15 protein-coding genes are annotated in these 18377 nt (G+C 65.5%); 6 read left to right on the forward strand and 9 right to left on the reverse strand.

The genetic code is table 11. From position 1 onward, the window contains the following. Positions 1-29: 29 nt before the first annotated feature. From R1L06_RS11240 to R1L06_RS11255, 4 genes are all read right to left on the reverse strand, one after another. Complete coding sequence (locus R1L06_RS11240) at positions 30-1394, reverse strand: NAD-dependent succinate-semialdehyde dehydrogenase (RefSeq protein WP_317217738.1); 1365 nt, start codon at positions 1392-1394, stop codon at positions 30-32. 83 nt (positions 1395-1477) lie between these two features. Continuing rightward, a complete protein-coding gene (locus R1L06_RS11245; RefSeq protein WP_008267688.1) occupies positions 1478-2320 on the reverse strand; it encodes an ABC transporter permease subunit in 843 nt (280 codons plus the stop codon). Beyond that, complete coding sequence (locus R1L06_RS11250) at positions 2317-3249, reverse strand: ABC transporter permease subunit (RefSeq protein ID WP_012510577.1); 933 nt, start codon at positions 3247-3249, stop codon at positions 2317-2319. Before R1L06_RS11250 ends, R1L06_RS11245 begins: the two co-directional genes overlap by 4 nt. Then, positions 3246-4382: an ABC transporter ATP-binding protein gene (locus R1L06_RS11255; protein WP_317217739.1), complete on the reverse strand. Its 1137-nt coding sequence runs from the start codon at positions 4380-4382 to the stop codon at positions 3246-3248. The genes R1L06_RS11250 and R1L06_RS11255 overlap by 4 nt, the downstream gene beginning before the upstream one ends. Before the next feature lie 274 nt (positions 4383-4656). Here R1L06_RS11255 and R1L06_RS11260 point away from each other — a divergent pair, with 274 nt between their 5' ends. After that, positions 4657-6057, forward strand: coding sequence for a flavin-containing monooxygenase (locus R1L06_RS11260; RefSeq protein WP_317217740.1), 1401 nt, complete (start codon positions 4657-4659; stop codon positions 6055-6057). 39 nt (positions 6058-6096) lie between these two features. On the opposite strand, the gene R1L06_RS11265 is transcribed toward R1L06_RS11260, so the two are convergent. From R1L06_RS11265 to R1L06_RS11275, 3 genes are all read right to left on the reverse strand, one after another. Continuing rightward, the gene (locus tag R1L06_RS11265) at positions 6097-7206 is read right to left on the reverse strand and encodes a polyamine ABC transporter substrate-binding protein (RefSeq protein ID WP_317217741.1); all 1110 of its coding nucleotides are present in this window, start codon (positions 7204-7206) and stop codon (positions 6097-6099) included. A gap of 91 nt (positions 7207-7297) precedes the next feature. Then, a complete protein-coding gene (locus tag R1L06_RS11270) occupies positions 7298-8695 on the reverse strand; it encodes a glutamine synthetase family protein (RefSeq protein WP_317217742.1) in 1398 nt (465 codons plus the stop codon). Next, positions 8692-9453, reverse strand: coding sequence for a gamma-glutamyl-gamma-aminobutyrate hydrolase family protein (locus tag R1L06_RS11275; RefSeq protein WP_317217743.1), 762 nt, complete (start codon positions 9451-9453; stop codon positions 8692-8694). Before R1L06_RS11275 ends, R1L06_RS11270 begins: the two co-directional genes overlap by 4 nt. A gap of 161 nt (positions 9454-9614) precedes the next feature. Here R1L06_RS11275 and R1L06_RS11280 point away from each other — a divergent pair, with 161 nt between their 5' ends. Then, positions 9615-10892: an NAD(P)/FAD-dependent oxidoreductase gene (locus R1L06_RS11280; RefSeq protein ID WP_317217744.1), complete on the forward strand. Its 1278-nt coding sequence runs from the start codon at positions 9615-9617 to the stop codon at positions 10890-10892. Between the two features lie 202 nt (positions 10893-11094). Then, the gene (locus R1L06_RS11285; RefSeq protein WP_049399959.1) at positions 11095-12699 is read left to right on the forward strand and encodes an MASE1 domain-containing protein; all 1605 of its coding nucleotides are present in this window, start codon (positions 11095-11097) and stop codon (positions 12697-12699) included. Positions 12700-12819: 120 nt separating this feature from the next. Here the strand turns inward: R1L06_RS11285 and R1L06_RS11290 are convergent, their stop codons facing one another. Continuing rightward, entirely contained in the window at positions 12820-13164 is a 345-nt protein-coding gene (locus R1L06_RS11290) for a hypothetical protein (protein ID WP_053092140.1), read from the reverse strand. A gap of 349 nt (positions 13165-13513) precedes the next feature. Between R1L06_RS11290 and R1L06_RS11295 the strand changes: the two genes are divergently transcribed. From R1L06_RS11295 to R1L06_RS11305, 3 genes are all read left to right on the forward strand, one after another. Further along, the gene (locus R1L06_RS11295; RefSeq protein ID WP_317217745.1) at positions 13514-15067 is read left to right on the forward strand and encodes an MASE1 domain-containing protein; all 1554 of its coding nucleotides are present in this window, start codon (positions 13514-13516) and stop codon (positions 15065-15067) included. A 95-nt stretch (positions 15068-15162) separates the two neighbouring features. Then, the gene (locus tag R1L06_RS11300; protein WP_317217746.1) at positions 15163-16506 is read left to right on the forward strand and encodes a diguanylate cyclase; all 1344 of its coding nucleotides are present in this window, start codon (positions 15163-15165) and stop codon (positions 16504-16506) included. A gap of 85 nt (positions 16507-16591) precedes the next feature. Beyond that, positions 16592-17053 carry a bacteriohemerythrin gene (locus R1L06_RS11305; RefSeq protein ID WP_004151683.1) on the forward strand — a complete coding sequence of 154 codons (462 nt, stop codon included), beginning with the start codon at positions 16592-16594 and terminating at the stop codon, positions 17051-17053. On the opposite strand, the gene R1L06_RS11310 is transcribed toward R1L06_RS11305, so the two are convergent. After that, positions 17034-18335 carry an MFS transporter gene (locus tag R1L06_RS11310; protein WP_032127882.1) on the reverse strand — a complete coding sequence of 434 codons (1302 nt, stop codon included), beginning with the start codon at positions 18333-18335 and terminating at the stop codon, positions 17034-17036. The genes R1L06_RS11305 and R1L06_RS11310 overlap by 20 nt on opposite strands. Positions 18336-18377: the final 42 nt, after the last annotated feature.

Raw genomic sequence — 18377 nt, forward strand, 5'->3', positions numbered from 1 at the left:
CGGCCAGCGGCCGGCACTACCGTTCGGCATCAAGCCACGTAGACGGTCTTGATGTTCATGAACTCATGGATGCCGTGGTCGGCCAGCTCCCGGCCGAAACCGGACTGTTTGCTGCCGCCGAACGGCAACCGCGCGTCGCTCTTGACGATGGCGTTGACGAACGCTGCACCACACTCCATGCGCTGCGCGAAACGTTCGCCGCGCACTGGATCGCGCGTCCACACGCTGCCGCCCAGGCCGAAGCGGGTGTCGTTGGCCACGCGCAGTGCCTCGGCCTCGTCAGCGACACGGATCACCGCAGCCACCGGCCCGAACAGCTCCTCGTCGTAGGCCGGCATGCCCGGACCGACCTGATCGAGCACGGTGGCCGGATAGCCGGCATGCGTACCCGCAATCGGCTCACCACCCAGCAGTACCCGCGCGCCCTTGGCCACGCTGGCCTGAACCTGCTTGTGCAGTTCGTCACGCAGATCGGCACGGGCCATCGGCGCCAGCGTGGTACCGCGCTCGTCCGGATCACCGTACTGGCGCTCGGCCGCGGCTTCCACGAAGCGCCGGGTGAACTCATCGGCCACCGCATCGAACACGATGAAGCGCTTGGCCGCGATGCAGGTCTGCCCGCTGTTGTCGAAGCGCGACTTCACCGCCGCAGCCACGGTCTTGTCGAGGTCGGCATCGTCCAGCACCACGAAGGCATCGCTGCCGCCCAGCTCCATCACCGACTTCTTCAGCTGGCTGCCGGCGTTGGAGGCGATCGAACGCCCTGCCCGCTCGCTGCCGGTCAGCGTCACCGCCTTCACCCGTGCGTCGCGCAGCACCTCGGCGGCCTGGTCGTTGTCGATGTGCAGTACATCGAACACGCCATCCGGAAGGCCTCCGTCACGGCACACCGCCAGGATCAGGTCGGCGCATTGCGGCACATTGCTGGCGTGCTTGAGCAGGGCCACGTTGCCGGCCATGAACGCCGGTGCCAGGAAGCGGAACACCTGCCAGATCGGGAAATTCCACGGCATCACCGCGAACACGCAGCCGATCGGCTCGTAGCGCACATAGCTGCGCTGGGCTTCGGTGTCGATCAGCTGCGGCTTGAGATAGTCGGCCGCGTGGTCAGCGTAGTACTCGCAGGCGGCAGCGCATTTGTCGACCTCGGCCAGCGCCTCGGCCTTGAGCTTGCCCATCTCGTGGGTCATCGCCCGCTGCAGATCATCGCGGCGCGCGCGCAGCTGGGCGGCGATCCGGCGCAGGATGGCACCGCGATCCTGCAGCGAGTGATCGGCCCAGCCGGGGAAGGCATCGGCGGCAGCCTGCAGGCGCTGCTCGATGTCAGCAGCGCCCATCAGTTCATGGCGGTAGGTCACCTGGCCGGTGGCCGGGTCGATGATCTCGACGGTCATGGGGGATCTCCATCTGGAAGACCCCCATTGTGCGCCGCTGTCCGTGAGCCGGGTGTTGCCGGCGCTGTCGACAGGTCGTGTGCTCAGCCGTTGTCCTGCCGCGCCAGCTGCAGGTCGCGCTGGCGCCGCTTCTCGGCGCGGGCATTGATGTACCAGCCGATCACCGCGGCGATCGATACCGCCGATACCAGCAGGGTGGCCAGTGCGTTGATCTTCGGGCTGATACCCATGCGCACCGAGGCAAACACCTTCATCGGCAACGTGGTCGAGCCCGGCGTGGCCACGAAGCTGGCCACCACCACGTCATCCAGCGACAGGGTGAACGCCAGCAACCAGCCCGCCACCAGCGCCGGCGCGATGATCGGCAGGGTGATCCGGCCGAACACGGTCAGCCGGCTGGCGCCCAGGTCCATCGCGGCTTCTTCCAGCGACAGGTCCATTTCCTGCAGGCGCGAGGAAACCACCACGGTGACGAAGCACAGGGTGAAGGTGACGTGGGCGATCCAGATGGTGGTCAGGCCACGCGCCGGGAAGCCGGGAATCGCACCCATCGAGGCCAGCAGCGCCATCAGCGAGAAGCCGAGGATCACATCCGGCATCACCAGCGGCGCGGTCACCAGTGCGCCGAACAGCGGCTTGCCACGGAAGCGCTTGAAGCGCGTCATCACCATTGCCGCCAGCGTGCCCAGCACGGTGGCGGTACAGGCGGTCCAGAACGCCACCACCAGACTGGTCCACATTGCGTCCATCAGCGCGCGGTCGGCGAACAGGTCGCTGTAGGCGCGGGTGGAGAACCCGGCCCAGACCATCGCCAGCCGCGAGCTGTTGAACGAATAGAACATCAACAACAGGATCGGCAGGTACAGGAAGGCGAAGCCGAGCAGCAGCACGCCCAGCCCCAGGCCCTTGGCGGAACGCGGGCTCATGCCTGCTTCCCTTCCAGCAGGCGCTGCTGGGAACGGTTGAACAGCAGGATCGGCACCAGCAGCAACAGGATCATCGCCACTGCCATCGCCGAGGCGCCCGGCCAGTTGCGGTTGTTGAAGAATTCATTCCACAGCTGGCGGCCGACCATCAGCGTTTCCGAGCCACCCAGCATTTCCGGAATCACGAATTCGCCGATCGCCGGGATCATCACCAGCATGCAACCGGCGATGATGCCGGCCTTGGACAGCGGCAGGGTGATGCGCAGGAACGCCTGCCACGGCTTGGCACCGAGGTCGTAGGCCGCTTCCAGCAGGCGGTGGTCGTGCTTGACCAGGTTGGCGTACAGCGGCAGCACCATGAACGGCAGGTAGCAGTAGACGATGCCGATGTAGGCGGCGGTCGGGGTGTCGATCAGCTGCAGCTTGGGCAGGCCCATGCTGGTCATCAGCGATTGCAGGCCAGTGAACTGCAGGAACTGGTCGAGCAGGCCGTTGCGGTCCAGGATCGCCTTCCACGCATACACGCGGATCAGGAACGAGGTCCATGACGGCAGCACCACCAGCATCATTGCCACGTTGCGCGCGGCCGGCGACAGGCGGGCGATGGCATAGGCCATCGGATAGCCGATCAGCAGGGTCAGGAAAGTGGAGATGGCCGCGATCTTGATCGAGCTCAGGAAGGCCTGCGCATAGATCGAGTCGCGGAACAGCGCCAGGTAGTTCTCGAGATTGAGCTTGAGCGAGAACGCGCCGTCCACGTACTGCAGCAGCCAGGTGTACGGCGGCGAGCCGACCCGGCTGTGCGAGAAGCTGATCATCAGCACGATCAGGAACGGCACTGCGAAGAACAGCAGCAGCCACAGGTACGGAATGCCGATCACCGTGGCACGCAGCCCCGGCAGCCAGCGCTTCAGGCCGGCGACGCTCATGAGGTCAGCACCACGCCGTCGTTGTCGCGCCAATGCACCCACACTTCGTCGCCCCAGGTGAGGCCATCACTGGCCCAGCGCTGCGAGTTGGCGAAGTTGGCCAGTACCTTGGCACCGCTGGGCAGGCGCACGTGGTACACCGAGTGGCTGCCGAAGTAGGCAATGTCCTCGATCACGCCCTGCGCCTTGTTGGTGTGCCCTTCCGGCTCGTCCTTGCCGATCATCACCTTCTCCGGGCGCAGCGCGAACGCGACCGGCTGCCCTTCATAGCCGGTGATGCCATGGGCGATGTAGATCGGCGCCGGGAACAGCGGCGAGCGCACGGTCACGTACTCGGGAAGGTCCTCGTCGATCACCCCGTCGAACAGGTTGACCGAACCGATGAACTCGGCGACGAAGCGGTTGGCCGGCTGCTCGTAGACCTCGTCCGGCTTGCCGACCTGCTGGATCCAGCCGGCATCCATCACCGCGATGCGGGTGGCCATGGTCATCGCTTCTTCCTGATCGTGGGTGACCATCACGCAGGTCACACCCGACGATTCGATGATGCTGACCAGTTCCAGCTGCATCTGCGAGCGCAGTTTCTTGTCCAGCGCGCCCATCGGCTCGTCCAGCAACAGCAGCTTCGGCCCTTTGGCCAGCGACCGCGCCAGCGCCACGCGCTGCTGCTGGCCGCCGGACAGCTGATGCGGCTTGCGCTTGCCCAGGTGCCCCATCTGCACCAGCTCCAGCATCTCGCCCACGCGCTTGCTGATCGCATCCTTGCCCAGGCCATCCTGCTTCAGGCCGAAAGCGATGTTCTGCTCGACCGTCATGTGCGGGAACAGCGCATAGGACTGGAACATCATGTTGACCGGCCGCTGGTACGGCGGCAGTGCGTCCAGGCGCTGGCCGTCGAGGGTGATGCTGCCCTTGGTGGGCGTCTCGAAGCCGCCCAGGCAGCGCAGCAGGGTCGACTTGCCACTGCCGGAGCCACCGAGCAGGGCAAAGATTTCGCCCTTGCGCACGTCCAGGTTGACGTCGTCGACGGCGACGAAACCGTCGAATTCCTTGCGCAGGTCACGAATGGAGAGATAGCCGGGCGCACCGTTCGTGTCGACGACGGTGGCTACCGGCTGGGCTTCAACGGGCATGGGGGCTCCGGGAGCGGGCGGTGGACAGCGGCCGCCATTCTAACGGCCGGGGGGGCCCAGGGGATATGACGGCGGCAGGCGGAAGCGGCCGCTGGCCAGCCCCGGGGGCCCTGGGAGTGTCGGTTTTCCCCCGCCATGGTGGCCTGTCCGTGCAAAGGCCCGGACTCCTCTGGACGACCCTGCGGTCGTCCCGGCCAGACACCACAGGCGACGCCTCGATCTGCAACGTTTTTCAGAACCGGATCTGTTGAAGGCCCGGGGCATTCCCCGCGCAATGGCCCGGATCAAGCCCTTGCATGGACCCACCCTGGTGACTTCCCCGGACAGCCCCTCCCCTTTCCCGCCCCGCCTGCCGGGCTCCCTGCCTGCAACGCTGCCGCTGGTCATCATCGGCGCCGGCCAGGCCGGGCTGTCCCTCAGCGCGCTCCTGCGGGAAGCCGGCGTCGAGCATCGCGTGCTGGAGGCCGAAACCGTGGGCGCCAGCTGGCAGCGGCGCTGGGATTCGTTCCAGACCAACACCGCCAACGCGACGATGGCCCTGCACGGCCATGCCTATGCGGGTGACGACCCGGAAGGTTTCATGGGGGCCCCGGAGGTGATCCGGCGGCTGCGCGACTATGCCGACGAACGTTCGTTGCCGATCAGCGAAGGTTGTGCGGTTCAGCGGGTCACGCCCGAATCGGGCGGCTATGCCATCGAAACCAGCCACGGATTGATCCGGGCTGGGGCGGTTGTGGTCGCTACCGGCGAATACCGGCGCGCGCGGATGCCCCGGGTCCCCTTCGCGCCCGCACCGGGTCTGACGGTGCTGCACTCCGGCGACTACCGCAGCCCCCGCCAGCTGCCCGACGGCGGCGTGCTGGTCATTGGCGGTGGCCAGTCCGGCGCGCAGATCGCCCAGGACCTGCGCGACAGCGGTCGCAGCGTGCACTGGTCACTGGCCCAGCGGCATTCGCATACCCGCCGGCTGCGCGGCAAGGACTCGATGACCTGGTGGGACATGGCCGGGCGCATCCACCAGCACGTGAGTGAAGCGGCCGCCGTCCTGGCCGGAGAACCGGATGCGCTGCGCAAGGCCCGCACCGCCGAGTTCCCGCTGATTTCCGGCAAGGGACGTGCCGGCCTGGGCAGCTCGATCAGCCTGCTGGCGATGCACCGCGCGGGCATCAGGCTGCTGGGCCGGTTGCAGGGCTTCGATGGAAATGTCGCCCGCTTCGCCGATGTGCGCCCGCAGCTGCGCACCGCGATCGAGGCGACACGGACCGAATATGCCTATCTCGATTCGCTGGCCAGCGCGTACTACGCCACGCGGCCCGAACCGCGCACCGACGATGCCCGCTACATTCCCGACGAGGTCTATCTGCATTGGGAGCCGGACGCCGCCCCGCGTGAACTGGATCTGCAGGCCGCAGGCATCCGCTCGGTGGTGCTGGCCACCGGCTTCGTCGCCGAATGGCCCTGGCTCGACGTGCAGGGCGTGCTGGACGCACATGGCTATCCGCTCGGCGAGTTCGGCGTTTCACCGCATCCGGGGCTGTTCTTCATCGGCATGCACAACCTGCAGCGGATGAGTTCGTCGTTCCTGTGCAACGGCGGCCGCGATGCACGCGACCTGTTGCCGGCCATCCTGCGGCACATTGGCCAGGGCGGCGGTACCGCGCCCGGCCAAGGATGAAGCAATCCGCCGGGCATGGCCCGGCGGCGCCAGACCGGCTTAACGGCCGGTCTTCACCTCGGTCCACAGCCGGGTGTAGAGCTTGTCGGTTTCCGGCGTGTTGATCGAATAGGTGAACATCTTGTCGGCCACGTCGGCCGGCGGGTAGATGGTCGGGTCGGTACGGATCGCCTCATCCACCAGCGGGGTCGCGGTCGGCACCGGGTTGGCATAGTGGATGAAGTTGGTGTTGGCCGCGGCAACCTTCGGCTGCAGCAGGTAGTTGATGAACGCGTACGCGGCTTCCGGATGCTTGGCATCCTTCGGGATCGCCAGCATGTCGAACCACTGCGGGGCGCCTTCCTTCGGGATCGAGTAGGCCACGTGCACGCCATTGCTGGCTTCCTCGGCGCGGTCGCGGGCCTGGATGATGTCACCCGACCAGCCCACCACCAGGCAGGTGCCGCCATTGGCCAGCGAGCCCACGTACTGCGAGGAGTGGAAATTCTGCACGTAGGGGCGGATCGACTTCAGCAGGTCGGCCGCCTTCTGCAGCTCGGCCGGGTCACCGCTGTGCGGGTCCAGGCCCAGGTAATGCAGCGCGATCGGAATCATGTCCGCCGGCGTGTCCAGGATGGTCACGCCGCAGTCCTTCATCTTGCTGATGTTCTCCGGCTTGAACACCAGGTCCCAGCTGTTGGCAATGTCGGTGCTGCCGCCGAAGCGCTGCTTCAGCATCTCCACGTTGTAGCCGATGCCGGTGGTGCCGATCATGTACGGCACGCCGTACTGGTTGCCCGGGTCCTGGGTGGCGATGCGCTTCATCACCGCCGGATCGAGGTTGGCCAGGTTCGGGATCTTGCTCTTGTCCAGCGGCAGGAACACACCGGCCTGGATCTGGCGGCCGAAGAAGTTCAGGGTCGGCACCACCACGTCGTAGCCGCTGTTGCCGGCCAGCAGCTTGGTCTCGACCATCTCATCACTGTCGAACACATCGTAGGTCACCTTGATGCCGCTCTCCTTCTCGAAGGTCGGGATGGTGTCCTCGGCGATGTAATCGCTGTAGTTGTAGACGTTCAGGACCTTGCTGTCCTGCGCGCCGCCGTTGCCACCGCTGCAGGCGGCGAGCATGGCGGAGGCCAGGCCGAGCGTGAGGATACGCAGCTTCATCGGGTGCTCCAGAATGCGGAAAGGGGGGCCGGCGGGGCCGGCAACGGGTGCCAGCCTACCCCCCGGCGGCGGATTTTTCTATTCCAGATGCTCAGACGTTCAGCAGCAGGAACTCGCGCTCCCACGAGCTGATGACGCGGAAGAAGGTCTCATATTCCTTGCGCTTGACCGAGATGTAGGCACGGCAGAAGCGCTCGCCCAGCAGCGCCTGCAGCTCGCTGCACTGCTCCAGCCCGTCCAGCGCTTCGCCCAGCGAGCGCGGCAGGTTGTAGCCCAGTTCCTTGGCGCTGCCGGTCACCGGGGCATCCGGTGCCAGCCGCTCGCGGATGCCCAGCAGGCCGCAGGCCAGGGTCGCCGCCATCGCCAGATAGGGATTGGCGTCAGACCCGGCGAAACGGCTTTCCACGCGCATGTTCTCCGGCGTGTCCAGCGGCACACGCAGCCCGCAGGTGCGGTTGTCATAGCCCCAGTGCACGTTGCTCGGCGAGACCTCGCCGAACACCAGCCGGCGATAGGAATTCACGTTCGGCGCAAAGAAGGCCATCGCCTGCGGCACGTACTTCTGCAGGCCGCCCAGGTAGTGGCCGAACACCGGGCTGAACTCGCCCTCGGCATGGGTCTCACCGGCGAACACATTGCTGCCATCCCTCACCCGCACCAGGCTCTGGTGGATGTGCATGGCACTTCCCGGCTCGTTTTCCATCGGCTTGGCCAGGAACGTGGCATACACCCCGTGGCGCATCGCCGCCTCGCGCATGGTGCGCTTGAACAGGAATACCTGGTCGGCCAGGTCCATCGCATCGGCATGGGTGAAATTGACCTCCAGCTGTGCCGCGCCGGACTCGTGGATCAGCGTGTCCACGTCCAGCTTCATCGCATCGGCGTAGTCGTACATCAGGTCGAGGATCGGGTCGAATTCGTTGACCGCATCGATCGAGTACGACTGCCGCGCGGTTTCCGGACGCCCGGAGCGGCCGGCCGGTGGCAGCAGCGGGAAGTCCGGGTCGGTGTTCTTCTGCACCAGGAAGAACTCCAGCTCCGGCGCCACCACCGGGCGCAGGCCCAGCTCGGCGTAGGCCGCCAGCACGCGGCGCAGCACGTTGCGCGGTGCAAGCTCGTGCGGCTCACCGCTCTTGGTGTAGCAATCGTGGATGACCTGCGCGGTGGCATCGGCCGCCCACGGCACCATGCGTACTGTGTCCGGATCGGGGCGCAGCATCATGTCCGAGTCCGATGGCGAGGTCAGGTCGTAGTAATCGTCAGGGAACTCGCCGGTGACGGTGGTGGCGAAGATGCCTTCGGGCAGCCGCGTGCCGTAGTCGTGCGAGAACTTGTCAGCCGGAATGATCTTGCCTCGCGCGTTGCCGGTGATGTCCGGCACCAGGCACTCGACCTCGGTGATGCGCCGCTCCTTCAGCCAACGCAGCAGACTGCTTTCCTGCGGTGCGGGGGGCGTAGCCGTCTTGCGCGGGCGCGTTCGGGAACTCATCGGGAATCCAGTCGGTTCTGTTGGTGCTGCCGGCAAGCTTGGCCGAACGCACGGAAAATAGCGTGATAGAACGGCGAATCCATGACACGCCACTCCGGGTGCCACTGTACGCCGAGCACGAAATCATGGTGCAGGCTGCGTGCCGCCTCGACCAGGCCATCATCGGCCACGGCTTCGACCTGCAGCCCCTGCGCCAGGTGAGCGATACCCTGCCCGTGTACCGAATTGACCTGCGTCCGGTCACTGCCGCTCCACCGCGCCAACCAGCCATCAGCGGCCAGGGTGACCGCGTGGGCCGGCCCATGCTGCACCTCCACCGGCGCCTGCGGGTCTTCGCGATGGTCGGCCAGGCCAGGCACCGCATGCACCTGCGGATGCAGGCTGCCACCCAGCGCGACGTTCAGTTCCTGGAAGCCGCGGCAGATCGCCAGCACCGGCAGGTCCAACGCCAGCGCTTCGCGCAGCAGCCCGAAGGCATTGGCATCGCGGGCCGGGTCGTGCGGATTGCCTGGCCAGCTGCGGCCGCCCTCGTAGTGCTGCGGTTCAATGTTGCTGACCGCGCCGGTCAACAGCAGGCCATCGAGCCCCTGCAGCCAGTCACCAGCCGGCAACGGCGGCTGCAGGCTTGGCAGTACTACCGGGGTCACTTCGGCAGCCTCGGCCAGCGCGCGCACGTACTTCTCGCCGGCCACCGCAAAGCGGTGATGGCCGAGCACGGTGCTGTCGGTGGGCAGGCCCACCCAGGGCAGGCGGCGCATGGGAAAACTCCTTGGCGTGCCGACACGTTACCCGTCGCCCGGCGAACGCGGCAAGTCGTCGCCGTCACACCATGGCCGTCACGCATCGGCGAAACTAAGCGCGTGAACGCTGATCGCCCTCCCCCGCTCCGCCCGTCCGTACTGCGCCCGCAAGGCCTGCGATGAGCGCCGCCTTCCCGCCCAGCTGGTACGCCGCCAGCCTGCACGAGCCGCCCGCACTGCCCTCGCTGCAGGGGAATGTGCAGGCCGATGTCGCGGTACTTGGCGCCGGCTACACCGGCCTGACCGCCGCGCTGGAGCTGGCCGCGCGTGGACAGCGCGTAGTGGTGCTGGACGCGCAGCGGATCGGTTGGGGCGCGTCCGGTCGCAACGGTGGCCAGTCGCTGGTGGGCTATGGCTGCGAGGTGGACGAGCTGGAGCGCCAGCTCGGCCGCGACGATGCGCGCCACCTGTTCGACTGGTCGCGTGACGCGGTGCAGGCGATGCGCACCCGCATCGATCGCCACGGCATCGACTGCCATTGGGTGCAAGGCCATGCCAGCGTCGCCATCCGCGAACGGCATGAGCGTGAACTTCTGGCCAACTGCGAGCACCTGCAGCGCCACTACGACTACCCGATGCAATGGTGGGACCGTGATGCCCTGCGCGCGCAGCTGGACAGCCCGCGCTACCGCGCCGCGATGTTCGATCCGCTCAGCGCGCACCTGCAACCGCTGGCGTATGCACGCGGCCTGGCCGATGCGGCGCGCGCGGCCGGCGTGGTGATCCACGAGAACTCCGCGGTGACCCGCGTGCAGCGGGGACCACAGCCTTCCCTGCATACCGCTCAGGGCAGTGTGCGCGCTGCGCATCTGGTGGTGGCCGGCAACGCCTGGCTGCAGGGCCTGCTGCCCGAGCTGGAACGGCGGATCATGCCGGTGGGCACCTATATCGGCGCCAGCCAGCCGCTGGGTGCTGAACGCGCCCGGGCCCTGATCGGCAACAACATGGCCGTGGCCGACACCGCATGGGCTCTGGACTACTTCCGCCTCAGCCACGACCACCGGCTGCTGTTCGGCGGCCGCGCCAGCTACTCGGCCCTGCCCCCACCCGGCCTGCGCGGGGTGATGCAGCGGCGCATGCACCAGGTGTTCCCGCAGCTGGCCGACGTGGCACTGGACCAGGTCTGGGGTGGTTATGTGGACATCACCCGCAATCGCGCCCCGCATTGGGGCCGGCTGGACGGCAATCTGTACTTCGCGCAAGGGTTCTCGGGGCATGGCGTGGCCGCCGCCGGGCTGGCCGGCGAGGTGATCGCCGCTGCCATTGCCGGCCAGAGCGAGCGCCTGGACGTGTTCCAGCGCCTGCGGCATGCGCCCTTCCCCGGTGGCCGGCTGCTGCGCACGCCGCTGCTGGTGGCGGCGATGTCGTGGTACAAGCTGCGGGATGCGTTGTGGTGAGTTGATCAGGGATCCCCCTGAATCAGCTGCCTCGAAAACTGTGAAACCCGTCGCCACGGCAATTCATGTGATGATTTTCTCACTTGCCCGGCGCTGCGCTGCAGTGATTGCATAATCGAACGCGTGTCGATACCGTCGGTAAGAACCGGGTCCCGCGGCGAATGGATGCTGACAGGGAACGTACTGTGAAGGGGTAGTGCGATTGAATTGGTGGAATGAAGGCCTGCAGCTGAAGTTGCGCATCCATCCGGCAGGACTTGCCTTGGCTGTGCTGTATGCCATTGCCTGTTGGGCCACCCGCCAGCTGTCCCTTGATCAGTTCTATCTGCCCGCTGGTGTACGCGTGGCCGCGGTACTGCTCTGCCCTCCTCGGCTTTGGCCCTATCTCCTGCTGGGCGAGTACGCCTATTTCGCACAGATGCGAGTGCCGATGATCGATCGGTACGGGCTGACATGGGTCATTCTTGGCTCGGTGTTCCAGATGCCGGTTGTAATGACGATCGTCTATCTCCATCGCAATGTAATCTCGGCAGTAAAGAACGCTTGGCTCATCTCGATTGCTGCCTTCGCTGCAGTTTCCGTCACACTGATCAACCTGCTTCTGGCGAACTTCCTCTGGCCAACACCTCCCGCTTTTCCGCTGTTGACCGGAATCGTCCGCCTGGTAGTAGGTGACTTCATAGGCATACTCACGTTTGCGCCGCTTGTGCTGCTGTGGTCGCGAGGCAAGGCTGAAGTGCAGGTCCGGAAACGGGATATCGCACAGATGGCAGGAGCGCTTGCGCTGATGGTCGTGTTCGGCCTTTGGGCTGCGGACGTACCTGCCGATGCTGTGACGACAAAAGTATCCCTGCAACTCCTCATGGCGCTTCCCGCCGTTCTTCTCACATGCGTATATGGGTGGCGGGGCGCCGCCATCGGCGTGCCGACCCTGAACATGATTATCGGTCTGACAACACCTTCGTCTCACCCTGAGTCATTCGATCCTGCATCGTTCGCGACCCAGCAGATCATGGCCGTCACGGGCGCAGCACTGCTCATACTGGGCTCCCGGATCACTCACTACTATCACCGTTATCGACTGCGGGAGGTCGGCGAGAAAAATGCCATCAGACTTGCTCGGAGCTCCCATGTCGCCAGTGAGCTGGATCTTCGCGAACGCGCGTTGCATCTGCGGAAGCTTGGGGATGGCATTGATCATGCGCTTGATGAGGTGATCAACTGGCTTACTGCACAAGGCCATCATGCGATTGCGGAGAGCCTTGTACATGTGGCGTCGATTCATTCGCGCCAGTTCCGCGAGCAGACAAGCATGATTTATCCGACCGCCCTGGAGCAGCTCGGCCTTTATGTTGCCCTCCGAGCAGGTGGCGTTCGCGAAGCATGGGAAAGAACGGCTCGCGTCGCCAATCCGTCGTTGCTTGGCGACCCCTGTCAACTCAGTGTCGGACTGCAGCTTGCTGCCTACCGCACTGTGATAGATGCGGTGTCACTGCTGATCCAGGGTGAAACGGGACAGATCTACGTGCGGGCGCGTTGCGGACGGACGGGTTCGCATCGTGGAATCCTGATAGCGGTATCACTACTGGATCAACATCAACGCCTTTCGGACACAACCGCCGCCGCCGCGATGGAACGACTGGCCGGCAGGACGCTTGCCTACGGCGGCACACTGAAATGCAACCGAAATCGCATCGTGCTGGCAATGAAGGAAACGGGTACAGCCGCTCCTCTGGATGCTTTTTCATCAGATGCCCGGAACAGCCTTTCGGGACTCGAAGCGGGTCCCTCACGCGCTCAGGCTTGAATGACAAGGTCTACTGACTTCTGTTTCGATAGCAGGCATTTGCCCCCGCCTTGAGCGTGGTCGCGGAAACGTGCAAGCGGTTTTGATCGCTCGCACGCCTCAAGCCCTCCGGTCCGGGCGCTACGGTGTTTCGACAGACCAGATGTCGCCATCCGCGGTGGCATACCGCACCAGTACCACGTCCTGCGCACGATACACCTCGGAACGCTTTGCAGTGGATGGAACAGTGAGTCGCTGACCGGGAAGCGAAACAAGTGCTGCGGACTTGCCGGCAGGCAATGCAAAGTACGCACCAGCGGCATTGCCGATGATCAGCTTTACCTGCCCGGTCAGATCGTTGACCTGCAGGTAGACCATGCCATCGCGTTGGAAGGCATACACCTGCCAAGCGGGATCGGCGCTGATGTCTGCGGCGGCAGGGTTGGTCTCACCAAGGCCTGCCTTCGAAACTGCGGCACTTGCCAAGGGACTGCCGTGGTAGTCACCGCCCCCTCTATCACTCGCGAATACCGGAGCTGCGGCGAACAATGTTGCCCCGGTTACAACACCAACAAATATGGATCGCACAATGACCTCCTGGTCGGAATGAGAGCAAACAACCTCGAGACGATAGTAGCGTCTTCCCGCCACAACAAAGTGATTGACGGATAATCCGGACGATTTAGTTTCATTCGTGCCCCCTGCCCCCTTCCCCCCTGCCCGCACCATGTCATCTGCAGAAGAAGGACGGTGCTGATTGCGCCTGCGACGATCTATTGGATAGTGTCCAGTAGCGGGCCAGCGGTGGCTGGGCGGGAGCAAAGGAGTCTTGTTTTTGGACAGATTCAAGAAGGCAATTGAACTGAGCTTCCGGATCCGTCCGGTCGGTCTTGTGCTGGCCGCCGCCTATGCGGCCAGCTGCCTCATATCGCGTCAGTTCTCGCTCGATCAGTTCTTCCTGCCCGCAGGCATCCGGGCAGCAGCACTGCTGATCGTCCCGCCCCGCTTGTGGCCCTACCTGTTGCTGGGCGAATACATCTACTTCGCGACGCTGCGCATCCCCATGATTGATGCCTACGGCTTGGCGTGGGTCATCCTGGCGTCAACACTGTTGATGCCGATGGCGATGCTGGTGGTCCACCTTCACCTCAGGAGAATACCGTCCGAGGCCGCCACCGGTCTCTGGCTGCTGTCGTTGTCGATCTGCACGGCACTGTTCGTCCCGGGTCTCAACCTGAGCATTTCATATGTCCTCTGGTCGAACCCTCCGCCGAGCAACCTGCTGGACGCGGTCGACCGAACGCTCTTTGGTCACTTCGCGGCCATCATTACCCTGCTCCCGCTGGCCTTCCTTTGGGCGCAGCGGCACGCGGATCCCAGGTGGAGCACCCGCTTTGTTGCGCCTACAGCTGCGGCGATCCTGGCGATGCTGATACTGGGGTTGGGCATGCAGCTGACAGACAGTAGCGCACATACCACCCGAACACACCTTGTCCTGCTGGCGGCTCTACCTGCCATCGCCCTGACCTTCATGCATGGCTGGCGCGGCGCTGCCATCGCGATTCCGCTCTTGAATCTCCCACTTCACGGCGCTACGCCCAGTACCGGCCTGCCCTCCTCCTTCGATCTCGGTACGTTCGCCACCCAGCAGAACATGGCGGTGATGAGTGTCGCGCTGCTCGCGCTCGGGTCCAGCATCAGCTACCTCCATCAGCGCGCCCGGTCCCGCGGCCTGGCCGAAGAAACGACGCTGCGCCTGGCACGCAGTTCCCACCAGACCAGCGAGCGGGAGCTGCGTGAACGAGCCGTCCACCTGAAGCATCTGAGCGACGGCATGGACAGCTCGCTCGTTGAAATGGTCAGCTGGCTGAAGGCTCAGGGCCATCATGCAGTGGCGAACAGCCTGCAACACGCTTCATCCGTGCACTCACGGCTGTTCCGTGAACAGGCCAGCCTGGTCTATCCCACCGGACTGGAGCAGGTGGGGCTGTACATCGCCCTGCAAGCCGGTGGTGCAAGCGAAATCTGGAATAACACGCACCGCGTCATTCCGCCCAGGCTGGCAGGTAACCCCTGTCTGCTGACCGTGGATCTGCAATTGGCCATCTACCGCTCCTTGATCGAGGCGGTGTCACTGCTGTTGGAACTGGAGACGGGGCAGGTCTGCGTGCGTGCCCGAAGTGGCCGTGCGGGCGGACGTCGCGGCATCGTTGCCGTCGTGAGCCTGCTCGACCGTGACTGCACGCTGTCGACACGCACCACCCAACAGGCCGTCGAGCGTCTGGCCGGACGGATGCTTGCCTACGGCGGAACGGTCCACTGCCGGGGCAATCGCCTGCGACTGGTCCTGCATGAATCGATCACCCACGCCTCGCCAGCGGCGGCCTGACACGGGATCTGGCCCGGCGCGCAACGTTCGCCGCTAAAGTTACACCCGAAACCGCCGCTATCCGTGCCGAGCCCTCCTTCGTGAGCCACCGCATCATGCCCGTCCTGCCGCAGGCCGCCGTCGATGGCGACCTGGCCGATCCGTTGCCACAGCGGATCCTGCTGGTCGAAAACTCCCGTGCGTTCACCGGCATGCTGCGCGAGGCCATCGAGCAGCGCCTGGAACTGCCGGTGGTGATCGCCTCCACCCTGGCCGAGGCCGATCGCCTGCTGAGCGAGGGTGGCGGCTGGTTCCTGGTGCTGACCGGGTTGGTGCTGGCCGACGGCGACCGCGATGCGGTGGTCGAGTTCTTCCTCAAGCGCGACCTGCCGACCGTGGTGGTCAGCGGCGTGTACGACGAGGACCTGCGCAAGCGCGTGCTGCAGCAGCAGATCATCGACTACGTACTGAAGAACACCCCCGGCAGCATCGACTACCTGGTGTGGCTGGTGCAGCGGCTGGAACGCAACCGTCGCATCGCGGCGCTGGTGGTGGACGATTCGCCGTCCGCGCGCGGCTATGCCGCGGCCCTGCTGCGCATGTATGGCCATGAGGTGCACGAAGCGGCCGATGGCAACGAGGGCCTGGCCGCGATCGAGGCGCATCCGGCGATCCGCCTGGCGGTGGTCGACCAGGAAATGCCCGGCATGCAGGGCGTGGAATTCACCCGCCGCCTGCGCACCCTGCGCTCGCGCGACAAGGTGGCGGTGATCGGTATCTCCGGCAACACCGACGCCTCGCTGATCCCGCGCTTCCTTAAGAACGGTGCCAACGACTTCCTGCGCAAGCCATTCTCGCGCGAGGAATTCTTCTGCCGGGTCTCGCAGAACGTGGACCAGCTGGAACTGATCGGCACCCTGCAGGATCTGGCCACCCGAGACTTCCTTACCGGCCTGCCCAACCGCCGCTGCTTCCTGGAACAGAGCCAGCGCCAGCTGCCGCAGCTGCAGCTGCATGGCCAGTGCGTGGCGGTGGCGATGATCGACATCGACCACTTCAAGCACATCAACGACACCCACGGCCACGAGGCCGGCGACGATGCGCTGCGTGCGGTGGCCGGTGCGGTGGCCGCGCATGCACGCAGCCAGGACCTGATCGCACGCTTCGGTGGCGAGGAGTTCTGCCTGCTGGTGCCGGACATGGAACAGGACGAGGCACTGCAGTACTTCGAGGAACTGCGACAGCGCATCGCCGCACTGGAAGTGGACATTGGCACCGCGACGCTTCGCATGACGGTCAGCATCGGCCTGTGCTGCCTGCGCCCGCAGCGTGATGCGCTGCACCGGCTGATCTCCGAGGCCGACCGCCAGCTGTACCTGGCCAAGGCCGGTGGCCGCAACCGGGTCAGCTGCACCACGGTGGCCAACCCGCTGCGCCCGCGCGAGCCGGCCCTGCCCTGACCGGCCCGCTTTGATCCAGATCAACGCCGCACCCGCGCGGCGGCTCTACAGTCGGCCCCGACATACGCATGAAGGGGAGCCGGGGATGGCACTACTGGTCTGGCAGGACGATCTGAACATCGGCATCGATGTGATCGACCAACAACACCGCCGCATCATCGAGATGCTCAACCACCTGCACGTGGCCCAGGCCAGCATGCAGCGTGCGGCGGTGGGTGAAGTGATCGACGAGGTGGTGGACTACACCATGTCGCACTTCGCGTTCGAAGAAGAGTTGATGGAAGAAGCGGGCTACCCGTTCTGTGCCGCGCACAAGCGCGTGCATGAGGTCTTCATCAAGCGGGTATCGGAATACCGCATGCGCTTCCAGGCCGGCGAGGACATCAGCGACGAACTGCGCACCATGCTCTCACGCTGGCTGTTCAATCACATACGCGGTGATGACCAGGCCTATGCCGAACAGGTCAAGGCGCACCTGAACCAGTTCGCCCGCGAGCACCAAGGGGGCGGTTGGCTGGGGCGTACGCTCAAGCGCTTCTTTGGTTGAGCCGCAGGGCGCGCCGGTGCAGTGCCACCAGCGCGCACAGGGTCGCCACCGCAGTCAGGCACAGGTAGTAACCCACCGCGACCAGGCCGAAGCGTTCGGCCAGCCAGGTGGCCAGGTACGGCGCCGGTGCCGCACCGAGAATGCCGGCCAGATTGAATGACAGCGAGGCGCCGGTGTAGCGCACCTCCACCGGGTAGATCTCGGCCAGGAAGGTGCCGCAGGGGCCGTAGGTCAGGCCCATCAGGAACAGGCCCAGGCACAGGAAGCCAGTGACCAGCCACGGGCTGTGCGGCTGGAACAGCGGCGCGAACAGCACACCGAAACCGACGATCAGTACGCTGGCGACGATCATCGTGCGTCGCGTGCCCCAACGGTCGCCATAGCGCGCCGACAGCGGGATACCCAGCGCGAAGAACAGCATGCCGGCCATCTGCATCAGCAGGAACTGCTCGCGGCTGTAGCCCAGCACCGCGGTGCCATGGCCGAGACTGAACACCGTCATCAGGTAGAACAGCACAAAGGTGGCGAACGCGCCCAGGGTACCCAGCAGCATCGGTACCGGATGGTCACGCAGCACCGTCCACATCGGCAGCCGCACCGGCGCCTTGCGCTCCAGCGCCTTCTTGAAATCGGGCGTCTCGTGGATGTTCAGGCGCACCCACAGGCCGAGGCCGACCAGCAGTGCGCTGGCCACAAACGGGATACGCCAGCCCCACTGCAGGAAGTCGTCCTGGCTCAGGCAGCGGCCGAGCACCAGGAAAATGCCGGCCGACAGCAGGAAGCCGAGCGGCGCACCCAGCTGCGGGAACATGCCGTACCAGGCGCGCTTGCCCGGCGGTGCGTTCTCGGTGGCCAGCAGCACTGCCCCACCCCACTCGCCGCCCAACCCCAGGCCCTGGCCGAAGCGGCACAGCGCCAACAGCGCGGGGGCCCACAGGCCAATCTGCGCGTGGGTCGGCAGCAAACCGATCAGCACCGTGGACAGGCCCATGGTCAGCAGCGCGGCCACCAGCGTGGCCTTGCGGCCGATACGGTCACCGAAGTGGCCGAACACTGCCGAGCCCACCGGACGCGCGATGAACGCGACCGCGAACGTTGCCAGTGACTGCAGCAGCGCCGCCTGTTCGCTGCTGTCCGGGAAGAACAGGTGCGGGAACACCAGCACCGCGGCCGTGGCGTAGATGTAGAAATCGAAGAACTCGATGGTGGTGCCGATCAGGCTGGCCAGCAGGACTCGACTGGGGGAATTCACGGACGGCGCGGCAGCGGTGATCGTCGACATCGGCAACACGGGTAACGGCGGATCGCCCGATTCTGCCACGGG

This window comes from Stenotrophomonas mexicanensis (assembly GCF_032911605.1).
GTDB lineage: Bacteria > Pseudomonadota > Gammaproteobacteria > Xanthomonadales > Xanthomonadaceae > Stenotrophomonas > Stenotrophomonas maltophilia_A.